General features: G+C 47.2%; 15 protein-coding genes. 12 read left to right on the forward strand and 3 right to left on the reverse strand.

Features of this window, described 5'->3' with window-relative positions:
* Positions 1-25 precede the first annotated feature (25 nt).
* The gene (gene cax, locus JOD82_RS14935; RefSeq protein WP_029517643.1) at positions 26-1,096 is read right to left on the reverse strand and encodes a calcium/proton exchanger; all 1,071 of its coding nucleotides are present in this window, start codon (positions 1,094-1,096) and stop codon (positions 26-28) included.
* A 192-nt stretch (positions 1,097-1,288) separates the two neighbouring features.
* Here cax and JOD82_RS14940 point away from each other — a divergent pair, with 192 nt between their 5' ends.
* The gene (locus JOD82_RS14940; RefSeq protein ID WP_013310912.1) at positions 1,289-1,654 is read left to right on the forward strand and encodes an Asp23/Gls24 family envelope stress response protein; all 366 of its coding nucleotides are present in this window, start codon (positions 1,289-1,291) and stop codon (positions 1,652-1,654) included.
* Positions 1,655-1,880: 226 nt separating this feature from the next.
* On the opposite strand, the gene ftsW is transcribed toward JOD82_RS14940, so the two are convergent.
* Entirely contained in the window at positions 1,881-3,140 is a 1,260-nt protein-coding gene (ftsW, locus tag JOD82_RS14945) for a putative lipid II flippase FtsW (RefSeq protein ID WP_061829008.1), read from the reverse strand.
* Positions 3,141-3,389: 249 nt separating this feature from the next.
* Here ftsW and JOD82_RS14950 point away from each other — a divergent pair, with 249 nt between their 5' ends.
* The 9 genes from JOD82_RS14950 to JOD82_RS14990 all read left to right on the forward strand — a co-directional run bounded on the left by JOD82_RS14950 (position 3,390) and on the right by JOD82_RS14990 (position 12,693).
* Positions 3,390-4,595 carry a M20 metallopeptidase family protein gene (locus JOD82_RS14950; protein WP_209949565.1) on the forward strand — a complete coding sequence of 402 codons (1,206 nt, stop codon included), beginning with the start codon at positions 3,390-3,392 and terminating at the stop codon, positions 4,593-4,595.
* A gap of 84 nt (positions 4,596-4,679) precedes the next feature.
* The gene (locus tag JOD82_RS14955) at positions 4,680-5,108 is read left to right on the forward strand and encodes a CBS domain-containing protein (RefSeq protein WP_023989320.1); all 429 of its coding nucleotides are present in this window, start codon (positions 4,680-4,682) and stop codon (positions 5,106-5,108) included.
* 177 nt (positions 5,109-5,285) lie between these two features.
* Positions 5,286-7,109: a DNA repair helicase XPB gene (locus tag JOD82_RS14960; protein WP_209949568.1), complete on the forward strand. Its 1,824-nt coding sequence runs from the start codon at positions 5,286-5,288 to the stop codon at positions 7,107-7,109.
* A 6-nt stretch (positions 7,110-7,115) separates the two neighbouring features.
* Complete coding sequence (locus JOD82_RS14965; protein WP_069010584.1) at positions 7,116-9,140, forward strand: helicase-associated domain-containing protein; 2,025 nt, start codon at positions 7,116-7,118, stop codon at positions 9,138-9,140.
* Positions 9,141-9,248: 108 nt separating this feature from the next.
* Positions 9,249-9,689: a YlbF/YmcA family competence regulator gene (locus tag JOD82_RS14970; protein WP_013310906.1), complete on the forward strand. Its 441-nt coding sequence runs from the start codon at positions 9,249-9,251 to the stop codon at positions 9,687-9,689.
* 39 nt (positions 9,690-9,728) lie between these two features.
* Positions 9,729-9,989 (forward strand): YlbG family protein, encoded by a 261-nt coding sequence (locus JOD82_RS14975; protein ID WP_029517637.1) that lies wholly within the window; start codon positions 9,729-9,731, stop codon positions 9,987-9,989.
* Between the two features lie 229 nt (positions 9,990-10,218).
* On the forward strand, positions 10,219-10,656 hold the full coding sequence (locus JOD82_RS14980) for a hypothetical protein (RefSeq protein WP_025717787.1): 438 nt from the start codon (positions 10,219-10,221) through the stop codon (positions 10,654-10,656).
* Between the two features lie 211 nt (positions 10,657-10,867).
* The gene (locus JOD82_RS14985; RefSeq protein ID WP_069010585.1) at positions 10,868-11,824 is read left to right on the forward strand and encodes a selenium metabolism-associated LysR family transcriptional regulator; all 957 of its coding nucleotides are present in this window, start codon (positions 10,868-10,870) and stop codon (positions 11,822-11,824) included.
* Positions 11,824-12,693 carry a PHP domain-containing protein gene (locus JOD82_RS14990; protein WP_039270856.1) on the forward strand — a complete coding sequence of 290 codons (870 nt, stop codon included), beginning with the start codon at positions 11,824-11,826 and terminating at the stop codon, positions 12,691-12,693. The genes JOD82_RS14985 and JOD82_RS14990 overlap by 1 nt, the downstream gene beginning before the upstream one ends.
* Positions 12,694-12,786: 93 nt before the next feature.
* Here JOD82_RS14990 and JOD82_RS14995 read toward each other — a convergent pair whose 3' ends face one another.
* A complete protein-coding gene (locus tag JOD82_RS14995; protein ID WP_069010586.1) occupies positions 12,787-14,532 on the reverse strand; it encodes an Rqc2 family fibronectin-binding protein in 1,746 nt (581 codons plus the stop codon).
* A gap of 229 nt (positions 14,533-14,761) precedes the next feature.
* Here JOD82_RS14995 and JOD82_RS15000 point away from each other — a divergent pair, with 229 nt between their 5' ends.
* On the forward strand, positions 14,762-17,560 hold the full coding sequence (locus tag JOD82_RS15000; RefSeq protein ID WP_069010587.1) for a calcium-translocating P-type ATPase, SERCA-type: 2,799 nt from the start codon (positions 14,762-14,764) through the stop codon (positions 17,558-17,560).
* A gap of 109 nt (positions 17,561-17,669) precedes the next feature.
* Positions 17,670-18,503: a diaminopimelate epimerase gene (gene dapF, locus JOD82_RS15005; RefSeq protein ID WP_029517632.1), complete on the forward strand. Its 834-nt coding sequence runs from the start codon at positions 17,670-17,672 to the stop codon at positions 18,501-18,503.
* Positions 18,504-18,677 lie beyond the last annotated feature (174 nt).

The following is an 18,677-nucleotide window of genomic DNA, read 5'->3' on the forward strand; positions in this document are numbered from 1 at the left end:
ATGAACATTTTAAAACCTTAAAAAGCTACACAAGAAAGAAGGATACACCTAACAATACATACACTACCAATAGCATGAGCCCCTCATACCAGTTGGTTGAGCCGTCTTGGGTGATGGATTTGGCGATAAATACAGCGACAGCAATGGCGACCAGCTCAATAGTAGTGAAAACAATATTCATCGTGTTTCCCATAAAGTAACTGACAAATATCAGCACAGGGGCAACAAATAGCGCAATTTGCAAACTGCTGCCGACAGCTATTTCAACCGATGCACCGATTTTATTCTTCATCGCCAGTAAAATAGCAGCGCTGTGTTCGGCTGCATTACCAATAATAGCGACGAGGAAGGCACCTACGAACAATTCGCTGAGCCCAAATTGGGTCGTAAACACCTCCAGCGTACCTACCAGCCATTCGCTGACAAAAGCGACCATGACGGTAGCAAGTATCAAATAGGCAATGGATTTGTTTCTGGACCATACAGGGGCATGCTCATGTGGTAATTCTTCATCTTTTTGTTCGGTCACATCAGATAAATAGTCCTTATGCGTAATCATAGAAAAAATAAGCCACGCAATATACGCGACAATGAGCGTGCCTGCGACAATGAGGCTGAGCGTATCTGATTCGCTATCCGTGATAACGTGTGTGTTCAAAAAGACAGCTGGAACGAACAAGGCAATAACAGCCACAATCATCAGAGAACCACTTAATCCAGCCAGCGATATATTGAAATTTTGTACTTTGTACTTTAAACCGCCAGCGAACAGACTTGCTCCTAGCACCAACAGCAGATTACCGATGATAGAACCGGTAAGACTGGCCTTTACCATATCGTAAAGACCTTCTTTAACAAGAAAGATGGCGATGATCAGTTCGGCTGCGTTACCAAAGGTGGCATTTAAGAATCCACCTAAACGTTGGCCAGCATAATGCGCGACACTTTCGGTCGCCCTGCCGAGGAAACCGGCTACGAATACAACAGAAATTGCACAAATGACAAATTGGGCTATAGCGTTCCAATGTGTGTAATGAGCGACTGCGCTAAGAGCAAATGTCGCTATAAGCAAAGCGGGAGATAACCATTTTTTCAATGAAGAGCACCTCGATATCAATAAATGTGTACAAGTTTGGTGAAAGCTGTCACTTGTATGGATTTTCTAAATTAATATACCCAAAATGATATAGGTTGTAAACGAAAGTTGTTTTTCATACGTAGGGTTTGCATTTGGAGTGGCTGAGGCTTTACAATACAAATAAAGGATGGATGAAGGGGGACATAGGTCATGGCAGAGCAAATTCAACAACTGGAAGCAGGAAACATCAAGATTTCCAACGATGTCGTAGGTAAAATTGCCGGGATGGCCGCATTAGAGACACCGGGCATTGCTGCAATGTCAGGTGGTTTATCGGAAGGCTGGGCCAAAAGGCTGAGCGGTAAAAATGTGCAAAAAGGCGTATCAGTGGAGGTTGGACAGCTGGAAGCTGCCATTGATCTACGTATTATCGTACTCTACGAAACACCTATTCATGAGGTGTCCCGAATTCTTCAGCAAAATGTACGAGAAGCCGTCGAAAGTATGACAGGTTTGCGGGTCGTGGAAGTGAACGTAAAAGTGGAAGGTGTCGCGTTCAAGGACGACGCAGTGTAATAGAATCAAGGACCGATAATGCTACATTTTTAACCAATTGTATACATGCCGGGAATTCCGTAGGATAACCCGAATAAAAACACGAAAACTGGTGGTTATAGAATCGCCAGTTTTCGTTTTATGAATCAACAGCATAGCCATTTTTGCAGAGGGTTTCCGTATTTTTATACATAACCAAAAGAACTTCCAAAGCCACCGTTGTAAGTGGTCCTTGGAAGTTCTTTTTTTAGCGAAAACGGTTGGTTCTACGAGTTTGAAAGCGATTGGGTACTTCATTACGGACAGCTACCCCTGTGGTGCGTTCCTGCACCGCTTGTTTGGTGTTCTCACGAGAAATACTGAGCATAATGCCCATGGAAAACATCATGACAAGTAGGGAGGAGCCACCAAAGCTGATAAATGGAAGCGTTACGCCAGTGATTGGAATCGTTTGGGTTACACCGCCGATGTTAATGAAGGCCTGAATGGCGATCAAACCCATGATGCCGGTGCCCACCAACGTTCCGAACGGATCATGGCAACGAAGAGCAATGATCATGCCTCGCCAAATGAAATACAAATATAGCATCAGGAATATGGCTGTTCCGATAAATCCGAATTCTTCACCGATTACGGAAAAGATAAAATCATTAAATGAATTAGGAAGATAGTGAAGCTTGATAATACCTTTACCAAAGCCTGACCCGTTTAAGCCGCCTTCACCTATTGCTTGCAAGGACTGTACCAGATTGTATCCCGTTCCTTGTCTATATTTCTCGGGATTAAGAAAGGCTTGAAAGCGCCCGATTTTATAATCTTGCTGGGCAGCAGCTTGTCCATCTGTGGTTCCAGAATCTCCTCCAAACAACGACCCAATACCAAATACGATGGAAGCGCCTAGCACGAGCAGAACAATGGATGCTGTAATATGCTTGACACTGGCTCCCCCGGCATAAATAATCAGACCACTGGTGGCAACCAAAATGAAGCAGGAGCCTAAATCAGGTTGAAGCATGATGAGTCCTGCAACACAGCCTACAATGACTGTTACAGGTATGTAGCCAGTCCGCAGATCTCTAAAGCGATCTCCTTTTTTGACGATCAGTGCGGATAAGTAAAGGATGATGGAAATTTTCGCAAGCTCCGTTGGCTGGAAGCCAACACTACCAAACCTGAGCCAGCTTTTTGCGCCGTTAAGTGAGCCTGTAAAAAGAACGATGATTAGCAGTAATATAGTTATGAAAAATAAAGGTACAAAAAGCTTTTTATATTTTTCCATCTTAATATTCATAGCTACCAACATAATAAAAAGTCCAAGTACAGCAAATGCAGATTGGCGCTTCACAAAATATAAAGAGTCAAAATTGTATTCTTTATTCAGCAGAGCTACGCTGGAGCTGGAGCTAAATACCATAATTACACCGAATCCAACCAGTAACAAAGTGAGGATCAGCAATTGGAAATCCGGTGTGCCTCTTCTTCGAGTCTCCGGCTTCGTATTTCTCATATCAGCTTCCCCCGGTATTCGCCACAAGGTATATTCCTCGCAGACGGTTATCATTTTATCGTTTATCCATTTTATCATATTATGTTTGATGGGCTTCTGCAAGCTCCCTGGAGCAACAGATATCGCAACAATTCCATATCTGCTACAATAGGATAAAAATGAAGACTTGAGAGCAGCGGTGCATACGTGGTGACGCTGCATGATTAATCGGGAACTTGCCCGATGCTTTAAAAGGAGAGGTGGAGCAGAATGACACAACATGTGATAGACGAGACCTGGTTTGATCGTTTGCAAGAAAACATGGTGGAATGGCGTAGACATTTACATAAGAATCCCGAAATTTCCTTTCAAGAAAGCAAAACCGCAGCTTTTGTAGCGGATAAGTTGGAGAGTTGGGGAATCGAGATTCGCCGTCAGGTAGGGGGACACGGTGTTGTAGGTACCATTCGTGGTGCTAAACCTGGGCCTGTCGTCTTACTGCGTGCCGATATGGATGCTCTTCCTATTCAGGATGAAAAGGAATGTGAATATCGCTCCAGCGTGGACGGAGCCATGCATGCTTGCGGCCATGACGGACATACATCCGCGTTGCTTGGAACGGCTTACTATTTTAGTCTGAACCGGGACGAGCTGCAAGGAGAAATTCGGTTGTTGTTCCAACCTGCGGAGGAATTGCTGCCTGGCGGAGCGGTCAGTGTGATAAAGGATGGTGTATTGGAAGGTGTGGATGTCATTTATGGCATCCATTTATGGACACCTTTTCCGGTCGGGACGGCCGCGAGTTGCGCAGGGCCGCTGATGGCGGCGGCAGACGATTTTTATATTGAAATCACAGGTAAGGGTGGGCATGGTGGCATGCCTCAGTCCACTAATGATAGTGTCGTGGCGGGTTCAGCTCTTGTTATCCAACTGCAAAGTATCGTAAGCCGTTCAGTCGACCCTTTGCGACCTGCTGTGCTGACGGTGGGAACCATCCAAGGGGGCTCTGCGCAAAATGTGATCGCAGAAACGTGTCGCTTGAGTGGGACGATTCGTACGTTTGATGAGGAGACACGAACGGTAATGAAGGAGCGACTGCATGAGGTGACAGAGCTTACAGCCGCAACATACGGTACAACAGCACAGGTTCGCTATATTATGGGATACCCACCAGTTGTCAATGACGCACATGAAGCACATCGTTTCTTTAATGAAGCAAAATCTGTTTTTGGCGAGGAGAATGTACAGGAAGCGTCGAAGCTGATGCCTGCTGAAGATTTTGCGTATTATTTGGAACGTGTGCCAGGTTGCTTCATGTTCGTAGGAGCGGGTAACCCAGTTAAAGGAGCGGTTTATCCACACCATCATCCGAAATTTGATTTTGATGAGGATGCTATGATTAACGCGGTTCGTTTGTTTATTGCGATGTCTACGGGATACGCTGCGGAACGAAAGGCAGGGGCAATTAAGGGCTAAAATGAGTTGAATTGGGAACGGTTCAATCTGGAGTATGAGCTGAATGAAATGGGGTACCCTACTCTTGAAAAGGAGGGAGTACCCATGAAAAAAGTTCAGGAAGTTATGACTAAAAAATGCGTAACGGTTACCCCGCAGGACAATATTTATGAAATTGCGGTCAAAATGAAGGACAATGATACTGGTTTTATTCCGGTTGTGGAAAGCGAAGGCAGTGATAAGTTGATCGGTGTAGTAACGGACCGTGATCTTGTCGTTCGCGGCTATGCTGCTAAAAATTCGGGTTCGGGTTCGGTCGATACAGTTATGACGACAGGTATTCGTACAGCTAGTGCGGACATGTCGGTGGACCAAGCAGCTGAGCTGATGGCAGAGCAGCAAATCCGTCGTTTGCCCGTAACGGAAGGAGACCGTCTGATCGGGATTGTCTCGATTGGGGATTTGGCTGTTCGTAATATTTTTGCAGACAACGCTGGAGAGGCGCTTAGTCATATTTCCGAGCAGGTCCACTAGAAGAATAATTAAGGTAGGCATTGGTTTGGGGAGGTCTTTTTCCCCGAGCTTCTAATCAGGAGTTCAACCCGAATATGGGTTGAACTCCTTGCTGTTCTGGTTGATATGCGAATAAACGGATAAGCTATTTATTATATAACTTAAAATGATGTATGGTTAGATTATCAGGAGGTAGTTATGAATCCAGAACATCCTTGTATTGTACAACGTGATTTTACCGTTCTGCTGGAAATGGGCTTGCCCGGTTCAGAACGGGCTCGTTCACAGTTGCAGATTTATGCGGAGCTGGTTAAAAGCCCGTCCGCTTTTCATACATATCACCTCACCCCACTGTCTTTGTGGAACGCAGCTGCCCTCGGATGGAGTGCTGAGGACATTCAAAATAGTTTGAACTCCATGTCCCGTTGGGATATTCCACGTGATTTGTTGAAGGATATTGAACAGCTCGTTTCTCGTTATGGGACGTTGACGCTTTCAAGGGAGGGTACGGAAGAAGAGCGAACTTATAGCACAGATACGATTGGCGCATACCGTGCTGAACATGAGCCAGACGGAGGTATAAAGACAGGGAAAGCCAACAGCTATACAATAGGTGATCGCTTGATCTTGGGAGCAGAGACCCCCGCTTTACTGGATGAGCTACTGACCAAGCAAGAGCTAAAACAGCTTGGTTTACTTCGCGTTGACGAGGTAAGCGCATCGGTCCCGCCCGAAAATCGGGGCTTGCTCAAGCAGGAATTAACGCGCTTGGGATATCCCGTTGTGGATACGGCAGGCTATCTTGAAGGGAATCAGCTTAGTTTTACCTTGGGAAAGGGACAAACGAAGTTGCAGCTTCGTGATTATCAAGTAAAGGCCGCTGATGCGTTTGAAGGAGCGGACGGCTTAGGGGGTAGTGGTGTACTGGTGCTTCCATGCGGAGCCGGAAAAACAGTGATAGGTATGGCGGTAATGAATCGGTTTCAGTGCGAGGTGCTTATTCTAACATCTAATACTACTTCTGTACGGCAATGGATAGAAGAGTTAAAGCAAAAGACGGATATTCCTGCCGATTCCATCGGGGAATATAGTGGCCAGAAAAAAGAGGTGAGACCAATTACGGTGGCAACCTACCAAATTTTGACACACCGTCGTACCAAAGATGGGGATTTTGAGCATATGAAACTGCTAAGTGAGCGGAAGTGGGGACTCATTATATATGATGAGGTTCATTTGCTGCCCGCGCCAGTATTTCGGGCGACGGCTGACATTCAGGCTACTCGCCGTTTGGGGTTAACAGCCACGCTGGTTCGCGAGGATGGTTGTGAACGAGATGTGTTTTCTTTAATTGGACCCAAACGGTATGATATGCCGTGGAAGGAACTGGAGCGGCAGGGCTGGATCGCTCAGGTCGATTGTGTGGAGCTACGGCTTCCAATGACAGCTGAACTCTTGGAGCGCAGTATGCGTGCGGAGGGCAGACAGCAGTACCGAATTGCAGCCGAAAATCCGGTTAAACTGGAGGCGGTGCGTAGCCTGATGCAGCAGCACAGTGGTTTGCCCACGCTCATTATTGGTCAATATTTGGACCAGTTGCGTACATTGGCTCAGGAGCTCGGTGTCCCACTGATTACGGGTTCAATGAGCCAGACGGAGCGGGTGCGTTGGTTTGATGCATTCCGCAAGGGTGCAATTCGGACCCTATTGGTGTCCAAGGTTGCAAACTTTGCGGTGGATCTGCCGGATGCAGCAGTAGCCATAGAGGTATCGGGCAGCTTTGGCTCTCGCCAGGAAGAAGCGCAGCGACTGGGACGCATTTTGCGACCAAAGTCAGGCGAGAATAAAGCTTATTTTTATGCTCTAGTGACGGAGAATAGCAAGGAGATGGATTTTGCAGCTCGTCGTCAGCTGTTCCTGATTGAGCAAGGCTATGAATATGCGGTTCGCAGATTTAGTGTGACAGAGGCTATTGGAAGCAGGGATGCTAAGTCTGGAGATCGTGGAAAGAAAAAGGAGGCCTAATCAAGAATGGGCGTAACGAACACGCAAGACAGCTGGAATGAGCTTTCATCGGATGAGCTGCTGGTACTTAGACGATGCTTTATTCGGCACGCGGGACAGCCCATGAAGGAAGAAGAACCTATACAGCTTACCCGGGGATCGTTAAGCGGAGTCGAAACGAAACTGGCACTGCGTGGATTACGTGCCCGGGGCTGGCTGGAGGCTGTTACCAAATCGTGGGGCGAACGAATTTTATATATCCCGGTTTATCGACTACCGGATCTGTACGATATGTTGTTAGAGGAAAATCCAATGAACATGATGCATTCGGATCATCCGATAACGGTACATGAATCAATGACAGGCCTGGAGTCGGAATTGCTGCATGCGTTGTCACGTATTGCAGTACAGGGCGTCCCTTTGACGGCCAAAGGAACCATACATAAGCGATCATTGCAAAAATTGAATGAACTGACCCCCTTTCGCCCGGAGGACCTGATGGGTCTTGGGTTGCATTATGCGCATGCAGAGCTGTATCCTGTGCAAACGGTGGTCATGATGGATTTGCTACTCAGTTTGGGGCTGTTAGTGAAAGAAACGGTGTCTTTTCGCATTCAGGAAACGGAACTGGCGACTTGGATTCGTTTGTCTGCTTGGCAAATGCGCAAGCATATTTTTGCTACACTCATGGAAAGATACGGTAAAGCCGAAGCGTCTATGCAGCATTTTCGCTATATGCTGTGTGCCGTCTCCCATTATATAGGAAAAGAAGGGTGGATATCTATCAAGTGTCTGCTGCAATGGATGCTTCAAGTAGGCCTAATCCAGCAGGAGAGTACGAGCGGAGCTGATTCCAAGAACAGTGCCCTTTTAGACCTTATTCCTACAACCTCAAATTCGGAAGGGTTTGCGGGAGAAACGGGTCCTGATTTTAATTTTAATGGATCTTTCATGGAGGGATTGAAGGGTTGGCTGAAGGCCCTGACTGCGTTTGGAATGGGTGATTGGGGCCAGACTGTATTGGGTAAACTGTGTTTTCGCTGGAATGTATCTGTGTTAGACATGCTTCGTCCCAATAATTACGAGGATACACATCAACAACAAGGTACTTTTTATGTACAACCTGATTTTGAAATATTGGTTCCACCAGATGTGGCATATGATGTGCGCTGGCGACTGGAATGCTGCTGTGAACGTGTAACAGGAGATCGGATGGTAGTATACCGGATCACCAGAGAAAGTGTTACAGAGGCAATCGAGTTAGGGATGGAAGCCAAGGCAATTCCTGCTCTACTGGACAAGTTCAGCCGGACAGGCGTGCCTGATCATGTACGTATGGCGGTAGAACAGTGGGCAGGCGATGTCGGACGGACGGCTTTTGCAACGGTAACACTTTTGCGATGTGGCACACAGGAGGATGCAGACATGGTTGCACGCCATCCCGCGCTGGAAGGATTGCTGGAACGGCTTGGCGCCAAGGACTTTATTATTCCGGCGAGCTCTGCTGTCAAAATACGAAAAACGCTTGCTGCAATAGGATTAGGTCCACGTCGTGAACCCGAAGGTGTGGACGAGCCAACTCATCATTATCCACTGATTTCGGAAACAGAGAACATAAGTTCAGGCAGCCTCAACAGTGAAATGGAGTCCGAACCTACTCAAGCCCGTTCTATATTTTCCCAAGAGGGAAGAGCAGGTTTGGTTTATACAGGGCGAACGCTGCATTTTTACGAACAAGAGCATACACTGCCTGATCCGTCTGACTATTTTCCAGAAAGATCTACAGTCCCCTCCTCATGGACAAAAGAATGGAGGAGTTACCATACTTCCACTGCCCGGCAGTTGATCGAGCAAGCCATTCGTTGGCAGGCTGCTGTGGGGCTGCGAATCGGTGGGAAAGAGGTTAAATGGATACCGGAGGCGGTGGTTCCCGGTGCACCATGGGGTGTCACAGGCTGGTATGCCTCAGGAAGGGATGACGAAACACTTTCTCCTGCGACCTTACAGCCAAGTGAATGGTCAGACATGCGCTTGCTGGTTCCTTTTACATAGTAGGGCCAGGAAGTGCATGAAACTCCTTCTTCTCAAAAGAAGGATGTGGTATGATAAATGAGTCTACTTTTACAGGGTAGAACTTTATATAAAGTGAGATGAACATTCATGAGCGTAGCCGAATTGAACACGGTCAATATGGCAGAAGTGCTTATTAACGCCTATGAATTGGGCGATATGGTCAACCGATCCTTTGAGGTATCGGATTATTTATATTGGAAGCAGCGTGTGGAATTGAATCCGTCTATTCAGGCGTGTGTACGCAAGCTGGATGCCAAAAAGGAGCTATTCGCGGAAACGGAGCGTTTTGGGCATTTTCATCCGAACTATCATGAAGCGAAGGATGCAGTGCAGGTCGTTGAGCTGGAACTGGAACAATTCGTGGATGTTAAGGAGTTCAAACGAGCCGAAAAGGCGCTGGATGATATGCTTCATGCCATGTCTGAAACGATTGCATATTCCGTGTCCGAGACTATTAAGGTGCCGAGCAACGATCCGAATGTGAAAAAAGGCGGATGTGGCAGCGGAGGGAAATGCTCCTGTGGATAGGTCATAGGAATGATACCGAGTGGAGGGGAGATGAAGCGAATGTTTGCCGAGCGGACAGGGTACATCATTTGGGTAAGCGATATCAAGGCTGCCCGCAATCTGGAGAAATACGGAAATGTCCACTTTATTTCAAAGCGTATGCATTATGTAGTGATATATATGAATGCGGATCGGGCAGAAGACACCGTTAAAAATATTCGCAGACTTTCCTATGTGCGTAAGGTCGAGCGCTCTTTTCGAAATGAGATTAGGACGGATTACAACGACGATAAGGAAAAGATGAAAGAATATGAGATATAAGATCAAATGTCTATAAATTGTAAACTTTTCTTGAAAGGTCAGCCTACAGGCTGGCTTTTTTTTGTGAAGTCAGGACTTTTGCATAATGGTCTTGATGCTGTTAGACCTAAAAAATCTTTAAATATCACCCATAAACTTCAATTTTGTAACTTGTAGTCCCGGGTCTGTTGAGGTAACATATGAATATATTGGTAGATATAAAGACCTATCTGGTGGGGAGAGTGATCCCGTGCGTGACAAAGCAATGCAGCGATGGAGTACATACGAACCGTTCTATGTGGAGATGGGCGATAAAAAAGTCGCCGATATCGTGATAACAAATCATGCGAAAACACGTTACTTAGATCGGGTAGAGCAGAAACAGTCCGAGACGAATCATATCGCCGCCTGGCTTTGGGAATGCCTGAAGCAAAACAGGATGGAGTCCTATTATCATAACGAAGAGGATGTATATTTAATTGATGGTGATCTGGTCGTCGTGGCCGAATTTGGAGAGTTGCCCGGCGAGATGGATATTGCGGGGAATCCGCTTCACAAAATGATTGTCATTACCTTTTTGGGCCGGATGTCGGAGACCATTGAATTAAGGGATTTGAAGTCATACTATTCATGGTTACGCCATTCGCGGCGCATGACACTGATGAAAAGCACTCGTAAGCAAAAATAGACGGTCATTTGGAGAACGGCTTCAGATGAAAAAATCTCCAAACTTCCTGAATACCGTTAAGTTTAAGTAGAAAGTATGCAGTTATTAGCTGCATGCTTTTTTTATTTTCCAATAATAAAACTACCCAATTCAGTAAGTTTACTTGGAAATGCTTCGACAGACGTTTTTCTTATGTTAAAATAGGGAGAACAGAGGGGAGAGGGCTGTCAGTATGAACTTTCATCAGTTGCACATTTTTTATACCGTAGCGGAACGCGGGAGCTTCTCGGCGGCGGCACAAGCGCTGCATATGACACAACCTGCGGTGACGATGCAAATTCAGTCTTTGGAAGATTATTTTGGCACAAAACTGCTGCAACGTTCGACTAAAAAAATCGAACTTTCAGAGGCGGGAGCGACACTCCTGCCTTTTGCGAAAAAAAGCATGCAACTGATCAGGGAAGCTGACGAGGCGATGTCTGCTTTTACTCACATGTTGGAGGGAAGATTGCATATTGGCGCCAGCCTAACGATTGGTGAGTATATTGTACCCAGAATGCTGGGACCGTTTGGTCAGGAATACCCTCATATACGCATGGCGATGAATGTGATGAATACAACTCAGATTATGGATGATATACTAAAACATCAGCTGAATTTAGGACTGATTGAGGCCCCAGTCCAGCATCCGGATATCGTGGTGGAACCTGTGATGCAGGACGAACTGAAATTGATTGTGCCTTCAGGACATGCGCTGGCCAAGGCTAAAAAAGTGGTTCTGGAAGATGTGTTCAAGCATCCTTTTGTAGCCAGAGAAAAGGGATCTGGTACACGTCAAGTAATAGAAGATGAGCTGAAAAATCGTGGTATGGATGCCTCCCGACTTGGGATTGTAATGGAGATGGGGAGCACTGGAGCGGTTAAATCGGCGGTGGAGGCTGGACTGGGTATTACCATGCTATCACCATCTTCGGTGAAGCATGAAGTTGCGCTCGGATTATTGAAAATTGTAAATATTTCAGATATCACGTTCAAACGAGAATTTTATGCAATTCATTTGAAGTCGGCGTTGTTGCCGATTCCGGTAGTAACCTTCCTGTCTTACTTGCGTCGTCATGATCAGGGAACGGACGTCCTGAGGGACTCGCAGGACGAGCTTGCAAAGGTGAAAGAGAAGGAGGATGTATAATGAAGGAGCAGATTAACGTAAAACGATATGATTTACACACACACACCCAAGCATCTGACGGAATGCAACCACCTGCAGATAATGTGCGCTGGGCCAAGGAAAAAGGACTGGCAGGTGTGGCCATTACAGATCATGATACGGTAGCTGGCCTGGAGGAAGCTCTGGAAGAGGGAAAACGCATAGGAATTACTGTGGTGCCAGGAGTGGAAATTAGTACTCGAGCTGGCGATAAGGATATTCATATACTCGGTTATTTTATGGATTACCGCAATAAAGTGTTTTTGGAACGGTTGGAAAAGCTTCGCCAGGCACGGGATACCCGTAATGATTTGATTTTGAGTCAATTGCGTAGTCTGGGTGTGGAAATCACACTGGATGAAGTGGTGGCTACGATGGGCAGACCGCTGGCACCAGATGAAAGCATTGGACGTCCGCATATGGCGGATACGCTGGTTCAAAAAGGATATGCGAAGGATATGCGGGACGCGTTTGACCGTTACTTGGCGGAAGGAGCGCCCGGATATGTGTCTGTACCCCGTGTAGAGCCTGCGGAGGCCATAAACTGGATTCGTGAAGCAGGAGGGGTACCTGTGGTGGCCCACCCTGGCTTGTACGGAAATGATGAGCTGGTTCGTTCTATTATAGAGGAGGCGAAGCCTGCGGGCTTGGAGGTGCGACATTCGGACCATGATGCTGAGGCTGAGAGCCGATATACTGCGATGGCGGCGCAATATGGGCTCATTGCAACTGGCGGCTCGGATTTTCACGGCGCGCGTCAAGGTGTTATTTTTCACGGTGATCTGGGTAGCCGTAGTGTGGAAGGGCAGGTAGTCGAGGAATTGAGGAAGGCTGCTGTTGGACAAAAGTAAATAAAAAGCCCCTTGCCTTATGCATGGAACACAAGAAGTGTATCGTGCAAAGAACAAAGGGCTTTTTTTGTGGATTCAATAGGCTAGTAGGACTTAGCCGTTTTTGATGCGATTCGGCAGCTTTTTGACTAGTTCCTCATCGGGTGTAATGAAAAGCGTACGCTGATGGTCGTAGATGACAAAGCCAGGTTTGGCTCCGCTAGGCTTACGTACATGTCGAATCAGGGTGGCGTCCACAGGTACACTGCTGGACTGCTTGGCCTGACTAAAATAAGCAGCGAGTTGAGCTGCTTCCTCCAGCGTCGCATCTCCGAATTGCTCAGCACGTATAACGACGTGTGACCCCGGAATATCCTTTGTGTGCAGCCAGGTGTCATTTGGTCCGGCCAGTCGATTTGTTACATATTCATTTTGCAAGTTGTTTTTGCCAACCAGTAACTCGATACCTTCGGATGATGTATAGACGTGCAGGGTTGGACGGTCGTTTTTCTTCTTTTTCTTTCCTTTTTTGACCCGATCTCTGAGATAGCCCTGCTGAACCAGTTCTTCACGTATTTCCTCAATGTCATTCATAGAGGCATGGGCTAGCTGCTGAAGAAGACTGTCCATATAACGGATTTCTTCGTGTGTTTTCTCCAGTTGTTCGTCAATGACAGCCAGGCTGTTTTTATATTTGTTGTATTTTTTAAAATACCGTTGTGCATTATCCGACGGGTTGAGTAGTGGGTCCAGTGGGATGGTCATTGGACGCTGTTCCTCATCATAGAAGTTGGTGAGCGTCACTTCTTTGTCCCCTTTTTTCACCTCATGCAGCGAAGCGAACAGCAACTCTCCATAAATGCGAAATTGATCGGCATCTTCCGCCTCGGCCAAATCCTGCTGGAGATAGTCGAGTTTTTTTACATTTTTACTTCGCTCGTTTTGCAGAAACCGCAGTAGGTCACTGACCTTTTGCTTAACCGTATCCCTTTCTGCCTTTTCACCGAAGAAGTCCTCCATACACTCACTGATCGTAGCGTATTCCTTACGTTCTCCTTGGATCAACGTCAGCGGAATAGCTGAGAATATCACTTTATCTTGTGCATTTAGTCCAGATACCGGCTGAAAACGATGATTCCGCACGTCATCCATGATGTGACTGAATGTACTCCATAGTGAATGATCACTACCACCAGATACTTCATTAGTTACTCGAGTTAGTATCTCTTCAGCAATGAGGGGACTGAGCCCGGTAAAAGTGTTCACGATCCAGCGTTTGGGGGTTTCTTCGGCCTCAATCGCTGTTTGATACGAGGATCTGAAAGCCGCCTCTTCTGTTTCTAGTGGATTCAGCTTGTTTTGTTCAGGAGGCTCCGTGTATTGAAAGCCGGGCATAATGACCCGATAGCTGCTAATAGACGGTGTGACATGATGAATGCCATCCAACATCACGCCTGTTTCCGGGTCAAGCAAAATAATGTTGCTGTGTCTACCCATCAGTTCAATGATAATTCGTTTGAGTGAAACATCTCCCAGTTCATCACGTTGACGTATATCCATGTGAATAATACGCTCCATGCCCACCTGCGTGATTTTCTCGATAACGCCTCCTTCGCAATGCTTGCGAAGAAGCATACAAAACATAGGAGCTTCTGTCGGATTAAGAAAGCTTTGATCTGTTAAATGTACACGCGGAAAGGTCGGATTAGCCGATAGCAGCAGCTTTACGCTTCCGCCTTGTGCCCGCAGATTCAGCACGATATCGCGATCGTTTGGCTGATGTATTTTATTAATGCGCCCGCCTCGGATGCCTTGCAGTTCGTGTACGATAGCGCGAGTTACGATTCCGTCCAATGCCATAATTTTGTTCTCCTTTGAAGCAAATGTATTTTCGCCTTCCTTCTATGATACATAACTTTGGGACAAAACTTAAGCGGCTTTGTGATATTTCAGATCCTGTCCGAATAGATTGAATCTAGAAAGTCTGTCCAGCTTATCAGCAATCGCGGCATAAAAATATAATAACGGGCAGCCATCCTACGCACAACCGACGGAAACGGACTATCTGACCGGGAGGGAATTGGGGAGAATGGAACAAGCACACTGGCACCAATTAAGCAATGAACAGCTTTCAACAAGTCTGGAAGTCGACCCGAAGCAGGGTCTTTCGGAGGAACAGCTTACGGAACGAAGAGAAAGGTCAGGATGGAATGAGCTGAGCGAGGGGAAGCGAGTTTCGGCGATCTTGCTGCTGCTCAACCAGTTCAAGGATTTTATGATGCTTGTATTGATGGGAGCGACTCTGATATCCGGCCTGCTTGGCGAGTATTTGGACGCGATTACCATTATTGCTATTGTTGTACTGAATGGAATTCTTGGCTTTGTACAGGAATTCAGAGCTGAGCGTTCATTGCGAGCTTTGAGACAACTATCGGCTCCGACCGCCAAAGTGTTGCGGGGCGGAAAACGAATTCAAGTTCAAGCCAGAGAACTGGTACCGGGTGATATTGTGCTGCTGGAAAGTGGTGATCGCATTCCCGCAGATGTAAGGTGGTTGAGTACGAACGGCTGTGATGTAGAGGAGTCCGCCCTGACAGGTGAATCGGTTCCGGTGAGTAAGCATTGCCGCCCTATTCATGCCGCCGAGGTACCACTTGGGGATCAAAAAAACATCGGTTTTATGGGCACGATGATGACTAGAGGAACCGCACAAGGAATAGTTATACGTACAGGTATGAGTACCGAAATGGGTAAGATCGCAGACTTGATAGAAAATACGGAGTCGCAGGAGACACCGTTGCAGCACAGATTGGAGCAATTGGGCAAAATTTTGATTATCGTAGCGTTGGCGCTAACGGTGCTCGTTGTCGTAGCAGGCATTTTACATGGACAGCCAGCCATGAGCATGTTCTTGGCCGGAGTGAGCTTGGCTGTGGCGGCTATACCGGAAGGGTTGCCAGCTATTGTGACGATTGCGCTCGCATTGGGTGTGCAGCGTATGATTAAACGAAAGGCGATTGTGCGTAAGCTGCCTTCTGTTGAAACGCTCGGCTGTGCATCTGTCATTTGTTCCGACAAAACGGGTACCCTGACCCAAAATAAAATGACGGTTACCAAGCTATGGCTGGACGGCCGCTTCTGGGGAGTTACGGGAGAGGGCTATGACCCTCACGGGCATATTATGGATAGAGACCTTCCTGCCGATCTTAAAAACGGACAATCTCTGCGTAGACTGCTGCAAGCCAGTGTGCTTTGCAACAATGCGGAAATTGTTCAAGCCGATACAGAGGAGCTACGTTCGAAAAAGAAAACCAAAGAGCCGACGCCGTCCTCCGTTTGGGAGCTAAAGGGTGATCCGACGGAAGGAGCGCTGGTCACGTTAGCTGCCAAGGGCGGAGTCACGCGACAAGGGCTATATGAGCTATACACAAGGGAGCGAGAATTTCCTTTTGACTCGGATCGGAAGCGAATGTCGGTACTCGTACGCCACCAGGGAGGACACATTGTCTTTGCCAAAGGTGCACCGGATGTATTGCTGGGCCAGTGCTCCTACATTTTATGGGAAGGAAATGTCGTTCCGTTAACGGGTACGCTGCGCCAAAAGGTACTGGCAGCTAACGAAGGAATGGCCTCGGAGGCGCTACGTGTACTTGGTGTCGCTTACCGTGATATCCGCTCGCATGAGCGTGTCTCCACGGTTGAGGAGGCTGAAGCACAACTGATCTTTATCGGGCTGACAGGCATGATTGATCCGCCACGTCGCGAGGTTCGCGAAGCCATTGGCAAGTGTCGTCGTGCTGGCATTCGCACTGTGATGATTACCGGAGATCACGGTACAACTGCAGAGGCCATTGCACAGCAGCTGGGCATTTTTCAGCGCGGATCCCACGTGTTAACAGGACAGGAATTGTCTGCGATGGATGATGCGTCGCTGGACAAAGCCGTTGATACCGTCTCTGTATATGCACGGGTTTCGCCGGAGCACAAGCTACGGATCGTCAAGTCACTGCAAAGGCGCGGACATGTCGTAGCCATGACTGGAGATGGCGTCAATGACGCTCCAGCGATAAAGGCGTCGGACATCGGCATTGCAATGGGTATTACAGGGACGGACGTGACCAAAGAAGCGGCTGCGCTTGTTCTGAGTGATGATAATTTCTCTACGATTGTAGCCGCAATTGAGGAAGGACGGAATATTTACGAGAATATCCGTAAATTTATCCGTTATCTACTCGCCTCCAATGTGGGTGAAATTTTGACGATGTTTTTTGCCATGATGGCCGGGCTGCCATTACCTTTGTTACCGATCCAGATTTTATGGGTGAATCTGGTGACAGATGGCCTACCAGCGATGGCTCTGGGGGTGGACCAACCAGAAAAGGATCTCATGGAGCACAAACCTCGTGGCGCAAAGGAAAATATTTTTGCTCGTCGACTGGGCTGGAAAATCATTAGTCGTGGCTTGTTGATTGGTTTATGTACGCTAGCGGCCTTCTGGCTGACATTACGTATTGCACCGGATGACGCAGGACAACTGATCAAAGCACAGTCCGTTGCCTTTGCTACGCTAGTTCTGGCGCAGTTAATTCATGTGTTTGATTGCCGCAGTTCCCGTTCTATTTTCCATCGTAATCCGTTTCAAAATAGTTATCTTGTGCTTGCCGTGCTGTCTTCAATAGTACTAATGCTAGTGGTTATGTACGTGCCTATGCTGCAACCTATTTTCAAAACGGTACCGCTCGGTTTGCGTGAGTGGGCGCTATCCATTGTCGCAGCTGGGATTCCGACGTTTCTGATGGGAGCGGGAAGTGTGTGGGGCGGTCGACGCAACCGTCGTCGCGGCGGAAATACACACTTTTCAGCGGGACGTACGAAGTTTTCATCCTAGAAATCGGGTTATGCATATCGCATCGCTTTCCCACTATTGCCCTGTATGATATCATGGGATCAAAGCTTCATGAGGAACATGACATCAGCAGCAACGGCGGAGGTAAGCTATGGAATTCACAAAAATGAACGGTCTAGGTAATGATTTTATCGTTTGGTTTGGGCATCAGGAGTTGCCGTCTGACGCCTCGGAATTAGCTGTTCGGCTATGTGATCGACATTTTGGTGTTGGCGCCGATGGGTTGGTATATATATTGCCATCAGAAAAAGCGGATTTCTGCATGCGCATTATTAACTCGGACGGCTCAGAGGCCGAACAATGCGGTAATGCTATCCGTTGTGCTGCCAAATACGTATATGACCGTAAGCATATCAACCGTGAACAGATCACGATTGAGACGCTGGGTGCAGGTGTACAGCAGGTCGAACTAACTGTAGAGAATGGACTTGTTCGTATGGTGAAGGTAGATATGGGAGAGCCAATTCTTGAGGGTTTGAAGATTCCGACTACTCTGGATCTGACTAGCGTAATTAATGAGCCCATTGAAGCTGGAGGAAGTGGTTTTCGCTTTACGGCTGTATCTATGGGGAATCCGCACTGTGTCATTTATGTGGAGGATGCGCCAAGCTTTGATCTGGAAGCCTGGGGGCCAAAGCTGGAATGCCATCCGTTATTCCCTAAAAAAACAAATGTTGAGTTCGCCACGGTACGTAGCCGTAAGCATATAGATATGAGAGTATGGGAGAGAGGAGCCGGGCCGACGCTAGCTTGTGGAACCGGGGCCTGTGCTACGCTTGTTGCTTCTGTACTAAACGGATATAGCGACCGCCACGCCATTGTAAGCCTGAAGGGCGGCGATCTGGATATCGAATGGAGCGAGGAAGATAATCACATATATATGACGGGTCCGGCTGAGATCGTGTACGAAGGTCGTCTGTTCTGAATCATGTGACTATAAAGATAACGTGCAACTACTTATGAATCGTATAGAAGTGAGTGAAAAGAAGACCTTAGTAGGTCTTCTCAGATTGTCGAGAAACCCCGTCATTTTGAGACGTGGGTTTCTTTTTTACATCATAATGCTCTGGTCTCTGGAGAAGCAGGGGGGTTACCCCTG

It is taken from the genome of Paenibacillus sp. 1182 (assembly GCF_017833915.1).
GTDB classification, from domain to species: Bacteria; Bacillota; Bacilli; order Paenibacillales; family Paenibacillaceae; genus Paenibacillus; species Paenibacillus polymyxa_D.

Coding starts and splice junctions, on each gene's coding strand:
- JOD82_RS14940 (WP_013310912.1), top strand. CDS start 1,289: ATGGCAGAGCAAATTCAACAACTGGAAGCAGGAAACATCAAGATTTCC.
- ftsW (WP_061829008.1), bottom strand. CDS start 3,140: ATGAGAAATACGAAGCCGGAGACTCGAAGAAGAGGCACACCGGATTTC.
- JOD82_RS14950 (WP_209949565.1), top strand. CDS start 3,390: ATGACACAACATGTGATAGACGAGACCTGGTTTGATCGTTTGCAAGAA.
- JOD82_RS14955 (WP_023989320.1), top strand. CDS start 4,680: ATGAAAAAAGTTCAGGAAGTTATGACTAAAAAATGCGTAACGGTTACC.
- JOD82_RS14960 (WP_209949568.1), top strand. CDS start 5,286: ATGAATCCAGAACATCCTTGTATTGTACAACGTGATTTTACCGTTCTG.
- JOD82_RS14965 (WP_069010584.1), top strand. CDS start 7,116: ATGGGCGTAACGAACACGCAAGACAGCTGGAATGAGCTTTCATCGGAT.
- JOD82_RS14970 (WP_013310906.1), top strand. CDS start 9,249: ATGAGCGTAGCCGAATTGAACACGGTCAATATGGCAGAAGTGCTTATT.
- JOD82_RS14975 (WP_029517637.1), top strand. CDS start 9,729: ATGTTTGCCGAGCGGACAGGGTACATCATTTGGGTAAGCGATATCAAG.
- JOD82_RS14985 (WP_069010585.1), top strand. CDS start 10,868: ATGAACTTTCATCAGTTGCACATTTTTTATACCGTAGCGGAACGCGGG.
- JOD82_RS14990 (WP_039270856.1), top strand. CDS start 11,824: ATGAAGGAGCAGATTAACGTAAAACGATATGATTTACACACACACACC.
- JOD82_RS14995 (WP_069010586.1), bottom strand. CDS start 14,532: ATGGCATTGGACGGAATCGTAACTCGCGCTATCGTACACGAACTGCAA.
- JOD82_RS15000 (WP_069010587.1), top strand. CDS start 14,762: ATGGAACAAGCACACTGGCACCAATTAAGCAATGAACAGCTTTCAACA.
- dapF (WP_029517632.1), top strand. CDS start 17,670: ATGGAATTCACAAAAATGAACGGTCTAGGTAATGATTTTATCGTTTGG.